We start from the raw sequence: 16,341 nt of genomic DNA on the forward strand, positions 1-16,341 counted from the left end.
ATAGAACCTAAAACCAACTTCTATATCTTTATGTACTTAAAGTACGTTCACTAAACTAAAATCAAAGAACACTTTAAACTAAAAAACCATCTCTTTAAGATATTCACTTATTTTTGGTAGATAATCTTTTCTACATACCATACAAGTAGGAAAATATGCTATTGTTTTATCTAGCTTTGTAACTTTTAGTTCTTCTTTATATCCTAATTTGTCAACTAGTTTTAAAGGCAAAAGTGTTTTTCCCATACCAGCTTTTACACATGCAAGTATAGTTTCTAGGCTTCCAAAAGCTATTGATTTTTCTACTTCTATTCCATTTTTTTCATAATATTTTCTTAAGAAGTCATCGAAGATACTTCCCTCTTTGAAGGTTAGTAAAACATTTTGTGATTTATCATTTTTTTCTTCTAATATTGCAAGTTCTTCATCATATCTTTTTAATACTATAAGTTCATCATGGGTTGGTTCACCACTTATAAATGCCACATTTACTTTATATTCTAAAACCATTTTAGTAATTTCTTTTGTTGTTCCTGTTAAAAACTCTAATTGAATATTAGGATAATCCTCATGTAGCTTTGTAATAAAGGAAGAAATTCTTACTACTGCATTACAATCTGTTGAACCAATAATAAGTTTCTTTTGCTCTTGTTCATTTTGAACATCTAAGATAGCATCTTCTACTTTTCTTACAATCTGTATTGAATGTTTATAAAGCCTTTTACCTTCATCTGTTAAAACCACACCTTTTGGTATACGATGAAATAATGAACATTTCAAATTCTTTTCAAGTTGTTTTATTCTAAGTGTTACATTTGATTGAGTAAACCCGAGTTCATTTGCAGCTAAAGTTATACTTTCTTTATCTGCAACAGCAATAAATATTTTTAGAAGATTTGTATCCATTATTTTCCTTATTATGGCTAATAAATTATTCTACTATATTACCAAAAACAATATTACATATGATTATTAGTTATTTGACATACATAACTATCAGTTATATAATTCTAAAAAATATTATCTCTATAATCTAGTTAAAGAAAGAAGTAAAAATGAACTTATTAAATAAAAATAACAACATATCAATACTAATCGCAGGAATTATTGCTGTAATAATTGGACTTGGAATAACTAGATTTGCTTTTACTTCACTTCTTCCTCCTATGATTGAAGGCTTTCTTACAGTTAGTTTTGCAGGGATATTAGCATCTTTTAATTATATAGGTTATTTAAGTGGTTCAATTTTTTCTATGTTTATAAAGGACATAAATAAAAAAGTGATATTTTTTAGAATTGGAATTATTTTATGTTTACTAACAACTATTATTCTTGGTATCACAGAAAATCAAACTATCTGGTTTATAGCTAGACTTACTGCAGGAGTTTCAGGAGCTTTAGCATTTGTAGTAGGTTCAGCTATTGTTATGTGTAAATTAAACTTTCAAAATAAAACAAAAGCTATGGGAATACACTTTTCAGGAATTGGCTTTTCGATTTTTGTAACTGATATTATTGCAAGAGCAGTTCAAAACAGTGGTGGAAGCTGGAAAGATTCGTGGATAGTATTAACTATAGTTACAACTATTCTTGCATTATACTCTATGTATATTTTGTCATTTGATAAAAGTATTAAAGTAAAAAAAACATCAACAAACTTTGATAAATCTTTATTTACACCTTTTACTATTATCATAATCATTAGCTACTTTACTATGGGTATAGGATTTGTAGTACAAGCTACGTTTTTACCAGATATTATCAATTCTATAAAAGAGTTAGAAGGATATGGAAGTATGACTTGGACAATAGTTGGTTTAGCTGGTATTCCTTCTTGTATTATATGGATGAGTTTAGCTTCTAAGTACGGAAGTGTAAATATAATCATCATCACTATGAGTTTACTTGGTATAAGTATTTTAATACCAACTGTTACATCAAATATATATTTAAATCTTTTGTCAGGTGTACTTTATGGAGGAACTTTTATTGCTCTTGTGGGATTGTTTATGAATCTTGGAGGGAAATTAGCAGGGAAAAGCCCTGTAGTTTTAATGGGTGCATTTACAATAGCTAATGGCATAGGTCAAGTAATAGCTCCCCTTTATTCTGTCTATTTTATTGAAAAATTCTCATCATATAATTATGCTCTTTATCTTACTTCATTTATCGTTTATTGTGGTATTTTACTTTTGTTTTTTTCTAAAACAATTATGACAGAAGAACAAAAAAAGATTTAATAATGAAATATGTTTATTTCATAAAACTAAATCAATATCTCAGCTTGGCTTACAATACACTTACCACCATATTTATTAATAAATCTCTTTATTTCATCTTTTATTTCAGTAAATTTTTCTTCAGTACAAATAGTAAATATATAGTTATTACTAAATACATCAGTAATATCATCACTTGATTTTAAACCATGTCCCCCACAGCCTTCAATATCTTTTATTAAAGTATAACTAGTTATTTCATTTTTTTTCAAAACATCTAATAACCTATTAGTATATGTTGACTCAATAATAATTTCGACTTTTTTCAAAAATCACCCCCAAAATGTGTTTATTATAAAATAGTATAAAGGTATTCCCAGTGAAATATTAAAGGGGAATGTTATTGCTAAACTTAATGGTAAATAAAGTCCCGGATTTGCTTGTGGAACAGATAGTCTCATTGCGGCAGGAACAGCTATATATGAAGCACTACCACTTAAAAGAGCAAGTAAGAAAGCATCTCCTTTTGATAATTCAAAGATATATGCTAATAATATTCCTAATGAAGCATTAAAGATAGGCATTACTAGAGCAAAGGCTATTAAAAAAAATCCAACTTTTTTTAATTCATAAATTTTTCTTGCAGCCACTAATCCCATATCTAAGAGGAAAAATGCTAAAAAACCTTTAAACAAAGTTCCAAATAATGGCTCCATAGAATGCCAACCTTTTTCACCTGTACTCATTCCAATAATAAGTGCACCAATAAGTAAAAATACAGAAGGATTTAAAAAAGCTTCCCTTAAAATCTCTTTCCAATCAGTTTTTTCTTCCTTGGAGTCCTTTGCAAATAAAGCAGCAAATATTAGTCCTATAACAATTGCAGGAGATTCCATAAGGGTCATTGCAGCAACCATATAACCACCATATTCAACACCTATATTTTGTAAATATGTGATACCAGTAATAAATGTAACCGCACTAATTGAACCAAAAGTTGCTGCAATTGCAACTGCATTGTATGTATCAAGTTTTATTTTTAATATAAAGTAACTATATATTGGAACAATAACTGCCATTGCTATAGCTAATAATAAAGCTTTTAGTACACCTATATCCAAACCACTTTTAGAGAGTTCATAACCTCCATGTAGTCCAATAGCAATTAGTAAATACAATGAAAATAATTTTGGTAAAGGCTGGGGAATAGATAAATCAGATTTTAAAAATACTGCAAGCATTCCTAAAAAGAAAAACAAAATGGGTGGATTTAAAATATTTTGTAATACTAAATCAAAACTCATAAAAATTCCTAAGTTTTGATTTGGATTATACTTTGAGAGAAATAAAGTTGTTCTTAAAACTAAACTATAAATATGATTTCTAATTTTAAATGCAACTAAGTTGCATTTAAAAATCTTTAGTTAAGATTATTACTCAAAATATTATTGGATTCTTTTTTGAACAGACTTAACTTTATTTTTATCTTTATCATATTTATCTGTATAATTCTACTTTCAAGAGTTTATAGCTTGAGTATTAAGTCAAATAACTACTATGAAGAACTATCAAAAGAAAATTACATTAAAAAAATCTATTTAACTCCAAACAGAGGAATTATCAAAGATAGAAATGGTGAAATATTAGCCATGAATAAACTTGGTTTTTCAATAAATATTGAACCACATTTAAGTTTATCTAATAAAAAGAAAACATTAAACTCTATAATACAATTAGTGAATAAGTATTATCCTAAATTAGAAAAAGATACTTTATATAATAAATATATAAAGTATGATTCTAATTACAATCATGATTTTGTAAAAATAGTTGAATTTATACCTTATGAAGATTTTATCGATAAATATACAATTTTTAATTCCAATGAAAGTATTCAAATTAAATCAGAAGTTAAAAGAGTATATCCTCATGGAAAAAATGCTGCACATATAATAGGATATATAGGAAAAGCTTCTAAAGAGGATATAAAAAATAATAGATTTTCTAAATTTAGTAAAGTAATAGGTAAAAATGGTTTAGAAAAATTTTATAATGAGAGACTACAAGGTCATTTAGGATATAAAAAAGTTAAAGTAAATGCACTAAATAAAGAAATTGAAATTTTAGAAAAAAAAGAACCTTTCACTGAAAATAATTTAGATATTACAATAGATATAAACTTACAAAAATATGTTCAAAAACTATTTAAGAATAAAAGTGGTGCCGTTATAGTTATGGATGCACAAAATGGTGAGCTTTTAGTTGCTGGGTCATATCCTGAGTTTGATAATAATATTTTTGTTGATGGAGTATCAACAGAAAATTGGAATAAACTAAAAAATGACTTCAATCATCCTTTTACAAATAAATTAATTCAAGGTAAATATCCTCCTGGTTCAATTATAAAAATGGGTGTTGCTTTATCATTTTTAGAAAATGGATTAAGTCCAAAATATAAGGTTAACTCTATAGGAGCAATTAAAATTGGAAATAGAAGTTTTAGAGATTGGAAAAAAGACGGACATGGTATTGTTGGTTTTGAAAGAGCCTTAAGAGTTAGTAGTGATGAGTTTTTTTATCAAGGAAGTTTAGAAGTAGGTATAAACAAAATTTCTAAGACACTGTCAAAATATGGAATTGGTAAAAAAACAGGTATTGATTTATATAATGAACACTATGGAACAAATCCAAATAAAGAATGGAAATTAAAAAAGCATAATCTTCCGTGGTATGTAGGGGAAACAGTTATTACGGCAATAGGTCAAGGAGAGATGTTAGTTACACCAATGCAAATGGCTAGATATACTGCATTTCTAGCTACAGGGGAATTACCTTTCCCACACTTAGCAAAAGATGCCTATATTAAACCTATAGAAATTAAGACAGATAAAAAACATATAAATATTATTAGAAAAGGTATGAGACAAGTAGTTACTAAAAAGGAAGGAACTGCACATAAACACACGAAAAATAGTAAAATAGCAATTGCTGCAAAGACTGGTACTGCACAAGTTATTGCTATTCCTCAGACTGAAAAAGAAAGAATGAAAGAGAGTGAACTTGAATATTACCATAGGTCTCATGCTTGGCTTACAACTTATGGTCCATATAATGCCAACAAAAAATATGTAGTTACAGTTCTAGTAGAACATGGTGGACATGGAGGTAGTGCGGCAGGTGAAATTGTTAGTAAGATTTATAATAAACTTTTAGAAAAAGGCTATATAGAAAATAAATAAAACTATACATAGTTAATTAAAAAAAGTAAACAGCCTAAACCTAAAATAAGTACCCCTCCAATTATTTCTAAGATAAAACTCTTTTCCTCTAAGAAACCATTTGCTCTTTTATTAAGAACAATTGACAATATCCCAACTATAGAAATAGTAAGTCCCATACCTAAACTCATAGTAACAGCAGCTAATACACCTAAAAAATAGTTTTTAAGCATAGTACAAAATAGTACAATAGTCATTACACCAGGACAAGGAACAATACCTGCACTAAAAGCTAATGCAAACTTACTTCTGTTTTTATTAAGTTTTTCTTCCTTTTTTTTTCGAGAAAGATAAGAAGACACAATTATATATATACCTACACAAACTATCATAAAGGCACTTATCTGCATTGTTATTTTAGAAAAATGATCAAAATTTTGTCGAAACATAGTCTCTAATAAAAAAAAGATACCAAAAGTTAAAGTAAGTGCAGAGATTGCATGAATAATAGAGATTAAATAGCCTATTTTAAAAGCCTCTGTATAATCATTTTTATTTGTTGCAAAATAAAAACCTACTATTGCTTTACCATGTCCAGGTCCAGCTGCATGTATTAATCCATAAAGAAATGAAATTGCTAAAACAAAAAGTGAACTTGTAATCATATTTTCATCATTGATACTTTTTATTGTAGAAGAGATATAACTATTAAATTTAAACTGATATTGAATCAAACTATTTAAAAAACTTTCATATAAGCTCATACTATTTTACTCCAAAAATTTGTTTTTTTAATTGATTAACTTCTTTAGAATCAATACCTTCAATAGTGATATACTCTTTATCTATCATCATTCCAACAAACAATTCTTTATCAAAAAAAGAGATTTTTAACTCTTTTATCTCAAGTGTTTTATTGATATCAAAAGCATAAATTAATTTTCCATTTTTAATTGAAGCTTGAAAGTTTTGAGGAAAAAAAGAAAGCTTTTTTTTGTTATTTAGAATTTGCATATAAAAATCATATTTTGAAAGTGACAAAAAATAGTTTTCATAAATAAAAGCATTTTCATCTTCTTCAAATTTTCCATTTCCATTTGTGTCAAGTTCCATAATAAGTAACATTGATGTCATTTCATCAAGTACCCAATTAATACGCATTTTATTGATTTTAGAATCATTTATTTCGACTATTGGTTTAACTTCAATAAATGTATGGGGATGAGAAAAGCTAATAGTATAAAAAAGCAAAAGCAATATAAATAGTCTCATTTTAGAAAAAACTGAAATACTTCCAAAGTATTATTCCCCTCGATATATTATTTGAAGTCAATCATTTTTGCAACTAAGTTGCATTTTGCTATCATACCAAATGAATTTTAAATGCGACTTAGTTGCATTTATATACAAATAAGGAAATAAATTGAATAATAAAAATAGTTTTATAATTGATTCCCCACTTGATATGCATTTACATTTACGAGATGATGATATGCTAAAATTAGTTGCTCCATTAACTTCAAAATATTTTTCAGCTGCATTAGTTATGCCTAATATTGTTCCACCAATTACAACAAAAGAAGCACTGCTCTCTTATAAACAAAGAATCAAAGATGCCTGTAAAAATGATAGTTTTAGTCCTCAAGTTACTATATTTTTTCAAACAGATTACTCATATGAGTTTTTAAAAGATATTAAAGATGAGATTATTGCAGTTAAACTATATCCTTTTGGAGTAACTACAAACTCTGAAACAGGTGTAGCTTCAATGGATGTAGATATATTAAGACCAGTATTAGAATCAATGGAAAAGTTAGATATCCCTTTATGTGTTCATGGAGAGACAAAAGGCTTTATAATGGAGAGAGAAAAAGAGTTTTTGCCTATTTATGAATCCTTAGCTATAAACTTTCCAAAATTGAAGATAATTATGGAGCACATATCAAGTGAAGAATCTATTGCGTTATTAGAAAAATATGATAACTTATATGCAACAATTACAGTTCATCATCTTATGCTTACGTTAGATGATGTATTAGGAGGAATGTTAAATCCTCATACTTTTTGTAAACCCGTAGTTAAAAAGCCTACAGATAAAGAAGCTCTTAGAAAACTGGCCTTATCTGCTCATCCTAAAGTAATGTTTGGCTCAGATTCTGCTCCCCACCAAAAAGAGGCTAAAGAGTGCCATGATGGAGCAGCTGGTGTTTTTACTTCACCTATTGCACTTCAAGTATTAACTCAACTTTTTGAAGAGAATGGAAAACTTGAAAATTTAAATGCTTTTGTTAGTTTAAATGCTCAAAAAATATATAACTTAATACCCACAAAAAAACAAATTGAATTAAAAAAAGAAGAATTTCAAGTACCTCAATCATACCAATACAAAAATGAAGAAGTAGTACCTTTATTTGCAGGACAAACTCTTTCATGGAGCATAAAAAACGTTAAGGTTAAAGATGATTATTAGGAAAAAGTTTAAATTTGAAGGTGCACATATTGTAAGAAACTGCACAACTAATAGATGTAAAAAGTCCATTCATGGACACTCCTATGAAGTTGAAGTATTTTTCTCTTCAAATAAACTAGATAATGGATATATGGTTTTAGATTTTGGCTTAACAAAAAAACATATTAAAAATATAATAGACTCTTTTGATCATGCTTATTCACTTTGGTCAGAAGAGTCTGAAGAGTTCAAAAACTTCTTCAAAAAAAATAGTGAAAGATGGATAGAGATGCCTGTATCCCCAAGTGCAGAATCATATAGTCTATTGTTTTTAAAATTCATAAATCATATTTTAAAAAATACAGTTTTAGAAAATGCAGAAGGAGATGTAAAAGTATCTTCTGTAAGAGTTCATGAAACACAAACAGGTTATGCAGAGGCTTTTTTAGATGATATTGACATAATTGAGTTAGATTTAAAAAAAGTTAAATTCTCAAAACAAATTATTAATGAGTGGAAAGAAAAAGAAGAATTAAAAAAGATATTATCATCTTTATAAAGTTTTGCCTAACTTTATAAATAGATTAAAATTAAAACTTTATCAAATAATTTTTATTTTAATTAACTAACACTTAGGTAAATTTAAGAAGTAAGATTGCTATTCAGTCATATGAAGGAGTTAGCATGTTTTCTTTACTTCACTTACATATTATCGCTTTTTTTATAATTTTCATCAACGCATTAATCTTTAATAAAAATATATCAAACAATTTAGGCTCTAAATATTTTTTGATAAACTATATTTATCATCACCATAAACGAGTCAGTTGTTTTATTATAATCTACCCTTTTTTAATCATATTAATTTATTTTCTAGTTGAAAATATATTTCCTATAACTACTTTTTTTATTTCAATACTTCATGTTTATTTTTTACATGAAATTATTTCTAAAAAAGATATTGTAAAAAGAGAAGCTTATATACACTGGTACAAAAACAATGTAAAACATAGCTTCTCTATACATGCTCATGATATGCTAAAAAAAGACTTTAATTTTTTAAATGAAAGAATAAATAGAACTATTTTATTTAAATTTGAAATTATCTTCTTTATATCTCTTGTAATAGAAAGTGAAGTTTTATACGAACTTTTTATGATGCTTAACAAAATTTAATATCCTTTAGTCTTGACATTTATTTCATATGATGATAATATCATATGAAATATTTATCATATATAAAGGATTATCTTATGAAAAAAACATTTAAAGCAAACAATATAGCTTGTGGTAGTTGTTCAAATCTTATTAAAGGTTCATTAGAAGAAGAGTTTGGAGAGATTATTATAAATTTAAATACAGAACCAAAAGAAGTAACAGTTGAAATCAAAGATGAAATACAAGAAGTAAAGTTCAAAGATGAAATGAAAGAACTTGGATTTGAAATCATAGAAGAGTAATATGTGTGCTTGTGAAGAAAAAAAATTAATCAGGTCTTGTTGTGAAGATATTAGTTATATCTCTGATATAAATAAAATTCTTCCTTCACAGGAAACTTTAGTTGATATCTCAAATGTATTTAAAGCTCTTGCTGACCCAACTAGAGCAAAAATGTTATATGCACTAATAGATTATGAAATATGTGTAGGAGAGATGACAAACCTACTTGAGATACCTCAGTCTCATGTATCACACCAATTAAGAACACTAAAAAAATACGGAATAGTTGATTTTAAAAAAGATAAAAAAATGTCTTTTTATTATATAAAAGATGAGTATATAAAAGATTTACTCAAAGCAATCCTAAAAGAAAAGGAGTAGTCTTATGTCAAAAGAGAAAATAAATCTAAACATCTCAGGAATGACTTGTGTTAACTGCTCAAATGGAATTGAAAAGTTTTTAAACAAACAAAAAGGTGTACAAAGTACTAAAGTAAGCTTCGCTTCTAGTGAAGGAGAGTTTACTATTGATACTGAAAATATGTCAAAAGATACTCTTATAAAAAAAATTGAACTTCTTGGGTATAAAGTTGAAGAAGACTTTTCTCACCTAGAAAAAGCTCAAGAAAAAGAGTTCAAAAACCTTAAAAACCTTTTCTCTATTTCTATGACTATAACTGCATTTATGTTTGTAATCATGTTTTCAAGCATAGTTGATGTATCAGTTAAACAATATGCTATCTTCGCCCTTGCAACAGTCGTACAGTTCTTTTGTGGTGCTAGATTTTATAAATTAGCATATAAGGCTTTAAGTAACAAAAACTATGATATGAATGTTTTAGTTGCCCTAGGAACTAGTGCTGCATACTTTTATTCTACTTTTGTTGTATTCTTCCCAAGCTTATTTCCAGAGCATTTAAAATTCCTATATTTTGATGGGGCAGCTGTTATTATCTCTTTTGTTTTATTAGGAAGATTTTTAGAAGAACGTTCAAAACAAAAAGCTAGTGACTTTTTAAAGAGACTAATGACATTGGCTCCTAGCCTTGCAAATTTAATTGATGAAAAAGATAATATAAAAGAAGTACTTGCAAGCGAACTTAAAATAGACGATAAGATTTTAGTTAAAACGGGTGAAAAGATACCTGCTGATGGAGAGATTATAAAAGGTCGTGCAGATATAGATACTTCAATGATTACAGGTGAGTCGATGCCTGTTTTTAAAGAAGTAGGAGATGAAGTATTATCAGGAACATTAAACACAAATGGTGTAATCACAGTAAAAGTGACAAAACTAGCAAGTGATACAACTTTATCAAAGATAATCAACCTTCTAAAATCAGCTCAAAGTAAACAAATACCTATTAGTAGATTTGCAGATAAAATTGCAAATATCTTTGTACCTTCTGTAATTGTTATAGCTATCGCTACTTTTATTATATGGGCTTTAGTTGGAGATATGCAAAATGCTATTTTAGCAAGTATTTCTGTACTTATTATCTCTTGTCCTTGTGCTTTAGGACTTGCTACTCCAATTGCTATTGTAAGTTCTGTAAGTAAAGGAGCTAAAGAAGGTATTTTAATCAAAAACCCTGAAGTACTAGAGGTTATCAAAGACATACAATACGCAGTTTTTGATAAAACAGGAACTTTAACAAAAGGTGAAATAGCTGTAACTAAAACAGATATAGATGAAAAATATTTCTCTAAAATATTAGCTGTTGAGAGTTTAAGTGAGCACCCTATTTCTAAAGCTGTAGTAAACTATTTAAAAGATATAAAAAAACAAAACTATGAAATAGAAGACTTAGAAATCCTTGCAGGAAGAGGAATAAAAGCTAAAATAGATAAGCAACTAATTTTACTTGGAAACAAACAACTATTAGAAGAGAATAATATAGAAATCAAAACCTCTCACTTAGAGTTTTATAATGAAAGGTTAGAGTTAGCAAATGGTGTTATTTTAGCTTCTATTGAGAATGAAAGTATTGGTTCTTTTGCCCTTGAAGATGAACTAAAAGAGAATGCAAAAGAACTGATTGAAAATCTAAAAAAACAAAATATAAAGCCTATTTTATTAACAGGAGATAATAAAATCACTGCTTCTAAAATAGCCTCTAAGATTGGTATCGATGAAGTTTATAGTGAAGTTATTCCAACTGAGAAATATGATGTAATTAAAAAAGTTCAAGAAAAAGGTAAAGTTATGTTTGTAGGAGATGGAATAAATGATGCTCCATCAATCAAACAAGCAAACATTGGAGTAACTTTAAACTCAGGAGCTGATATTAGTAAAGATGCGGGAGATATAATTTTAGTAAATAATGAGCTTAACTCTATTTCTAAAAGTATTAAGCTATCAATTGAAACAATGAAAATTATAAAACAAAATCTTTTCTGGGCATTTATTTATAATGCAATAGGAATTCCACTGGCAGCAGGTGTTTTATATCCATTCTTTGGACTTATGTTATCACCAATGTACGCAGGTATAGCTATGAGTTTTAGTTCTGTGACAGTTGTTCTAAACTCTCTTAGATTAAAACTAAAAAAGCTTTAGATAGTAGTTTAAATAAAAGAGAAGAAAACTTCTCTTTTATTCTAGTTTGACTTAGTGTAAGTCAGCGTTTAATTTAACTTCTCTAGTTGATCTCATTGCAATTGTTTGACCAGTTTGAGAATTAACTCTAAAGTGTACTCCATTAACACCTAAGAAATCCATACCTTTCATAACAGTAGAAATCTCTTTACCTGGGTTAATCTCTTTTAATTGCTCAACAGCTTTTTCAGAAAGAGTGATTTTAGTACCTGGTAAGATTGTTACACCTGCATCTAAGATACAAGAGTCACCAATAGCAGTACCAGTACAAGAGTTAGCACCTAATAATGTGTTATCACCAATAGTTACAGGAACACCATCAGTACCAGAAAGAACACCAAGAATTGAAGCTCCTCCACCAACATCAGAACCAGCACCAACTTTAGCTGAAGAAGAAATTCTACCTTCAACCATTACAGCACCTTCAGTTCCAGCATTGAAGTTGATATATGCAGCACCAGGCATTACAGTAGTTCCAGCTGCTAATTGTGCACCCATTCTTACTTTGTTTGTATCTAAAATTCTTGTGTTATCAGCAGGGATTACATGGTCTAAGAATTGAGGGAATTTATCAACTTTTGTGATACTTGGGAATTTACCAGATAATTTTAATGAAATTTCATTCTCTCTTAACCAGTCTAATTCAATTGGTTGATTTCCAACCCAAGCACTGTTGTGTAATTGACCAAATGCACCATCAAGGTTTAAGCTTCTTAAAGCTGCTTTTCCAGTTGATAAAGCATAAAGTTTTAAATATACAGACTCTGCACTTGCTGGGTTTGTATCTTCAAAAATAAATACAACTCTATAATCATCAGCAGTAAGTCCTGAATCAATTGGTAATGAAGCTAAAGTAGAAATAACTTGAACATTTTTGTGCTCTTGTCCTTTTGCTTCTGGGATATATGGTCTAAAAGACTCAATACAAGTTGTTAAAAATTTGTCACTGATATTAAATACTAATTCTGATTTAGAAGTATCAATATTTTCACCTGCTTCTTTTAATGCATTTAAGAAAATTGCAGCACTACCATAGTTCTCTTCCCAGTTTACTACAGGATATGATGCTTGTAAAATTTTTTCAGGGTTTAATTGTCCTCTATCTACTTTTGCGATACCAAAACCAATTGGGTTTTTGTACCAGTCTTGAGATTGGATATTTGATACTAGTTCTTTAAAATCATCTTTTGTAAAAGCCATTATTTTTCCTTATTATTTTTAGGGGCGATTATACAATAAGAAGTCTAAAGATTAATTAATAAACTGTATCCATATCAATAGAAGCCATAGGAGAATCAATACTATGAAGGGCTTGAAGTAAGGCTTTTACATTTGAAGAACGTAAAATTATTTCATATCTATATTTATTTGCAACTTTAAATATTGCACACTGTCCGAAACCTACTACTTGAATATTCTCTTTTTGTTTTAAAAGCTTTACATATCTATCAAGTTCATCTTTTACTTTAAGTCCATTTGCATGGGCAAACATTACCTTTGCCATTTTCAAAAATGGAGGATAAAGTCCTTCTCTAAACTCTAATTCCTCTTGTAAAAACTCCCCATAATCATACTCTTGCAAATATTCTGCAAAGAAATCTTGGTTTTGGGTTTGAACAATAACTTCACCATCACCTTTTCTTCCACTTCTTCCTGCTATTTGAATAAGTAAAGATAGAGCTTTTTCCCTTGCTTTATAAGAGTTCATATTTAGGATTGAATCAATTCCAAGAACAACTGCAAGTTTTACATTATGGTAATCATGCCCTTTTGATAGCATTTGAGTACCAACTAAAATATCAATTTTATTGTTGTTAAAATCATTTAAAATAGTTTTTAATTTACTATCAGTTTTGATTTCATCCCTATCAAATCTTTTTACTACTTTATTAGGGAACATCTCATTTAGTTGTTCTTCAATTTGTGCTGTTCCAACTCTTAGGTTATGAATCACTCCATTATTACATGAAGGACAAGTTTCTGGTATCTTTTGAGCATATCCACAATAATGGCACTTTAAGGCTAAATCATTTTTATGTAAACTCATTGAAACAGAACAATAAGGACACTCTACTGACTTTCCACATGAAGTACAAATTTGGTATTTGTAGTTTGCCCTTGTAGGTAAAAATACAATTACTTGATTTTGATTATCTAAAGTTTGTTTTATTTTATTTAATACTTTTAAAGAGATATCTAAAGAAGAATCATCAAACTCTATTTTCTTTCTTGTATCATAAAAAGTCTGCTTTAATCTATAAAAAGGCAACTTTGAAAAAGAAGAGATAGAAGCTGTTGCACTTCCTAGAATCAATCTAATATCGTACTTTTTTGCAATATAAATACTTAAATCTTTTGCATGATATCTTGGTTTTGAATCACTTTTATAAGACTCATCATGCTCTTCATCTACAACTATTAACTGTAAGTTTTCAAAGGGTAAAAAAAGTGCTGACCTAGCCCCTGCTACAAGTTTGATACTTCCTTCTTGTAGGCCTTGAAGAATTGTCTCTTTTTTCTTTTTAGTAATTTTAGAGTGCCAAATAGCTACAGAAGTAGAAAAAACTTTTTCCAATCTTTTTTGCATTTGAGGAGTTAAAGAAATTTCAGGCATCAATAAAACTGCTTGCCCACCTTTATTTAATACCTCTTCAATAGTTTTAATATAAACTTCTGTTTTACCACTTCCAGTATTTGCAAAAAGTAAGGCTTGTTTTTTATCTTTACAAAAATCAAATGCCTCTTGCTGCTTAGGTGATAATTCTATTTGTGAGTCAAACTCTAGTTTTATATTTTTGTTTTCATACTCTTTATTAAAAGGAATAAAAATAGAAAGAGCCTCTCCAAAAGAGCACACATAATATTGAGAGATAAATTTTGCAATTTCAAGCATTTTATTATCATAAAAAGATTCTGTAATAACTTTTATATCACTACATTTAAAGCTTGGTTCTTCTACTTTTTTTACAACAACTGCATCACTATAGTTTTTTCTATTTCGTAAAGGAACTTCAACTTTTGTTCCAAGTTCTAAATCTTCTTCACTTTGAAAAGTTAAAGGCTCTAAGGGTGATTTTAAAAGTGAAACTTCATAATAGTTCATTATTCAAACTCTTTACAAAGTTTTAAATCACTAATACAAGAGAAACTATCATCTTTGAATCTATACTCTAAATACTCTTTTTTAGAGATATAAACTCTATATTTATCACTTGCAACTTTAATCCACTTACCAAGCTCTTTTTCTAACATATTCGTTGAAAGCAATGGTACTTGTAAAATATTATCAAAAATCTCTAATCCTTTTTGATTTGTTATTGCATTATCTAAATAAGTAATTTTTGATTTCTGTAGCAATATATTTTTTGAGTTTTTCTTTGATATAGCACTATTAATCAGTGCGATATCAGCTTTTACAGTAGTTTTTACTGTACTATTTATTGAAGTGGCATATTTACTTATTAGAAAACTCGCAATTATAGAGATAACTACAATTACAATAATAATTTCTATAAGTGAAAATGCCTTTTTCATAAGATTTATAGATTTGGTAATTTTTCTGTTACAGCCTCAACATCATCTTTTAGTCGTACATATTGCTGGGAAACTCTTATATAAGCCGCTAGCAACTCTTTTGTATCTAAATTCTTATCGGTAGATAGATATCTTGTAATCTCATCTTTGAGTTTATCATCTACTGTGATGGTATAAGCCATGTTATTTATATGAAATGTCACTTTATTTTCCACTACTCTTTGCCTCAACAAAAGTCAATGTACTATCGATTTTTAAAAGCATATCTTGGTTGTTTCTTTCCAATTCATCATTCTCATTTTTTAAATCATCAAGGTCACGTTTTAATATTTCATTCTCTTTTTTAAGAAGTTCATATTCATGTATAAGTTTTTCTATTTTTCCATTTAAGTTTTTGATGATATCCATAGCGATTATTTTATCCAAATAAACCAATTAAATTATTTAAAATGAAGAAAGTTTCATTTTAACTAGTCTATAAACAGCTTCCCTTGGGTATATAGTGCAGCTGCAGCTTTTCCCCATTGAGAATAAAACTCTATATCTTTTTGAGATAAATTGAAAATTTCATTTATTTGGAAGATAAGAGTTCTCTCTTCAAAATCAAATTTATCATCAGCATGAATTAAAATCATTAACTCCAAAATAACTATCTTCTTACTTCTTAAACTTTTAAAATCTTTTAAAGTAGCATGTAAATCAAAACTTTCTAACTCAAAGTCATCATCATTTTCAATTCCCATTTCTGCACAATATTCTAGAATAACCTCTTGTTCTTTTTCACCATAATCATTATCAATTCTCGCTAAATAGTGTGCTAATTGTAAGAATGAGAATTTTTCTTTTGTTTCTAATTTCATTAAAAGCATATTAATCCTAATA

General features: G+C 28.1%; 19 protein-coding genes. 8 read left to right on the forward strand and 11 right to left on the reverse strand.

The annotated features are described in order from the left end of the window. Nucleotides 1-78 precede the first annotated feature (78 nt). The gene (locus CRV02_RS06500) at nt 79-906 is read right to left on the reverse strand and encodes a LysR family transcriptional regulator (RefSeq protein ID WP_129089648.1); all 828 of its coding nucleotides are present in this window, start codon (nt 904-906) and stop codon (nt 79-81) included. A 149-nt stretch (nt 907-1,055) separates the two neighbouring features. On the opposite strand from CRV02_RS06500, the gene CRV02_RS06505 reads away from it, so the two are divergent. Beyond that, nucleotides 1,056-2,240, forward strand: a complete 1,185-nt coding sequence (locus tag CRV02_RS06505) for a YbfB/YjiJ family MFS transporter (protein ID WP_129089649.1) — start codon at nt 1,056-1,058, stop codon at nt 2,238-2,240. 26 nt (nt 2,241-2,266) lie between these two features. Here CRV02_RS06505 and CRV02_RS06510 read toward each other — a convergent pair whose 3' ends face one another. Together CRV02_RS06510 and CRV02_RS06515 are read right to left on the reverse strand one after the other, a co-directional pair. Further along, the gene (locus CRV02_RS06510) at nt 2,267-2,548 is read right to left on the reverse strand and encodes a P-II family nitrogen regulator (RefSeq protein WP_129089650.1); all 282 of its coding nucleotides are present in this window, start codon (nt 2,546-2,548) and stop codon (nt 2,267-2,269) included. Between the two features lie 3 nt (nt 2,549-2,551). Then, a complete protein-coding gene (locus CRV02_RS06515) occupies nt 2,552-3,523 on the reverse strand; it encodes a sodium-dependent bicarbonate transport family permease (protein ID WP_129089651.1) in 972 nt (323 codons plus the stop codon). A 156-nt stretch (nt 3,524-3,679) separates the two neighbouring features. Here CRV02_RS06515 and mrdA point away from each other — a divergent pair, with 156 nt between their 5' ends. Next, nucleotides 3,680-5,458 (forward strand): penicillin-binding protein 2, encoded by a 1,779-nt coding sequence (gene mrdA / locus CRV02_RS06520; RefSeq protein WP_129089652.1) that lies wholly within the window; start codon nt 3,680-3,682, stop codon nt 5,456-5,458. Nucleotides 5,459-5,460: 2 nt separating this feature from the next. Here the strand turns inward: mrdA and CRV02_RS06525 are convergent, their stop codons facing one another. Together CRV02_RS06525 and CRV02_RS06530 are read right to left on the reverse strand one after the other, a co-directional pair. Further along, nucleotides 5,461-6,201 (reverse strand): nickel/cobalt transporter, encoded by a 741-nt coding sequence (locus tag CRV02_RS06525; protein WP_129089653.1) that lies wholly within the window; start codon nt 6,199-6,201, stop codon nt 5,461-5,463. Nucleotide 6,202: 1 nt separating this feature from the next. Then, nucleotides 6,203-6,694 carry a DUF1007 family protein gene (locus CRV02_RS06530; RefSeq protein ID WP_164968969.1) on the reverse strand — a complete coding sequence of 164 codons (492 nt, stop codon included), beginning with the start codon at nt 6,692-6,694 and terminating at the stop codon, nt 6,203-6,205. A 166-nt stretch (nt 6,695-6,860) separates the two neighbouring features. On the opposite strand from CRV02_RS06530, the gene pyrC reads away from it, so the two are divergent. From pyrC to CRV02_RS06560, 6 genes are all read left to right on the forward strand, one after another. Then, complete coding sequence (pyrC, locus tag CRV02_RS06535) at nt 6,861-7,907, forward strand: dihydroorotase (RefSeq protein ID WP_129089655.1); 1,047 nt, start codon at nt 6,861-6,863, stop codon at nt 7,905-7,907. Beyond that, nucleotides 7,897-8,445 carry a 6-carboxytetrahydropterin synthase gene (locus CRV02_RS06540; protein ID WP_129089656.1) on the forward strand — a complete coding sequence of 183 codons (549 nt, stop codon included), beginning with the start codon at nt 7,897-7,899 and terminating at the stop codon, nt 8,443-8,445. Before pyrC ends, CRV02_RS06540 begins: the two co-directional genes overlap by 11 nt. Nucleotides 8,446-8,570: 125 nt before the next feature. Beyond that, entirely contained in the window at nt 8,571-9,062 is a 492-nt protein-coding gene (locus tag CRV02_RS06545; protein ID WP_129089657.1) for a hypothetical protein, read from the forward strand. A gap of 77 nt (nt 9,063-9,139) precedes the next feature. After that, nucleotides 9,140-9,346, forward strand: coding sequence for a heavy-metal-associated domain-containing protein (locus CRV02_RS06550; protein WP_129089658.1), 207 nt, complete (start codon nt 9,140-9,142; stop codon nt 9,344-9,346). A 1-nt stretch (nt 9,347) separates the two neighbouring features. Continuing rightward, entirely contained in the window at nt 9,348-9,707 is a 360-nt protein-coding gene (locus tag CRV02_RS06555) for a helix-turn-helix transcriptional regulator (protein WP_129083164.1), read from the forward strand. A 4-nt stretch (nt 9,708-9,711) separates the two neighbouring features. After that, on the forward strand, nt 9,712-11,886 hold the full coding sequence (locus CRV02_RS06560) for a cation-translocating P-type ATPase (RefSeq protein ID WP_129089659.1): 2,175 nt from the start codon (nt 9,712-9,714) through the stop codon (nt 11,884-11,886). A gap of 51 nt (nt 11,887-11,937) precedes the next feature. Here the strand turns inward: CRV02_RS06560 and CRV02_RS06565 are convergent, their stop codons facing one another. Genes CRV02_RS06565 through CRV02_RS06590 form a run of 6 tightly spaced genes read right to left on the reverse strand, consistent with a single transcriptional unit; the run spans nt 11,938 to nt 16,328 of the window. Then, nucleotides 11,938-13,125 (reverse strand): tetrahydrodipicolinate N-succinyltransferase N-terminal domain-containing protein, encoded by a 1,188-nt coding sequence (locus tag CRV02_RS06565; protein WP_129089660.1) that lies wholly within the window; start codon nt 13,123-13,125, stop codon nt 11,938-11,940. Between the two features lie 55 nt (nt 13,126-13,180). After that, on the reverse strand, nt 13,181-15,028 hold the full coding sequence (locus CRV02_RS06570; protein ID WP_129089661.1) for a primosomal protein N': 1,848 nt from the start codon (nt 15,026-15,028) through the stop codon (nt 13,181-13,183). Beyond that, nucleotides 15,028-15,459 (reverse strand): prepilin-type N-terminal cleavage/methylation domain-containing protein, encoded by a 432-nt coding sequence (locus CRV02_RS06575; RefSeq protein ID WP_129083160.1) that lies wholly within the window; start codon nt 15,457-15,459, stop codon nt 15,028-15,030. Before CRV02_RS06575 ends, CRV02_RS06570 begins: the two co-directional genes overlap by 1 nt. A 5-nt stretch (nt 15,460-15,464) precedes the next feature. Further along, entirely contained in the window at nt 15,465-15,674 is a 210-nt protein-coding gene (locus tag CRV02_RS06580) for a hypothetical protein (RefSeq protein ID WP_129008064.1), read from the reverse strand. After that, nucleotides 15,664-15,885: a hypothetical protein gene (locus tag CRV02_RS06585; protein ID WP_258238955.1), complete on the reverse strand. Its 222-nt coding sequence runs from the start codon at nt 15,883-15,885 to the stop codon at nt 15,664-15,666. Before CRV02_RS06585 ends, CRV02_RS06580 begins: the two co-directional genes overlap by 11 nt. 44 nt (nt 15,886-15,929) lie before the next feature. After that, the gene (locus tag CRV02_RS06590) at nt 15,930-16,328 is read right to left on the reverse strand and encodes a TerB family tellurite resistance protein (protein ID WP_129089662.1); all 399 of its coding nucleotides are present in this window, start codon (nt 16,326-16,328) and stop codon (nt 15,930-15,932) included. Between the last annotated feature and the right edge of the window lie 13 nt (nt 16,329-16,341).

The sequence above is a fragment of the Arcobacter sp. CECT 8989 genome, from assembly GCF_004116715.1.
Classification (GTDB): domain Bacteria; phylum Campylobacterota; class Campylobacteria; order Campylobacterales; family Arcobacteraceae; genus Halarcobacter.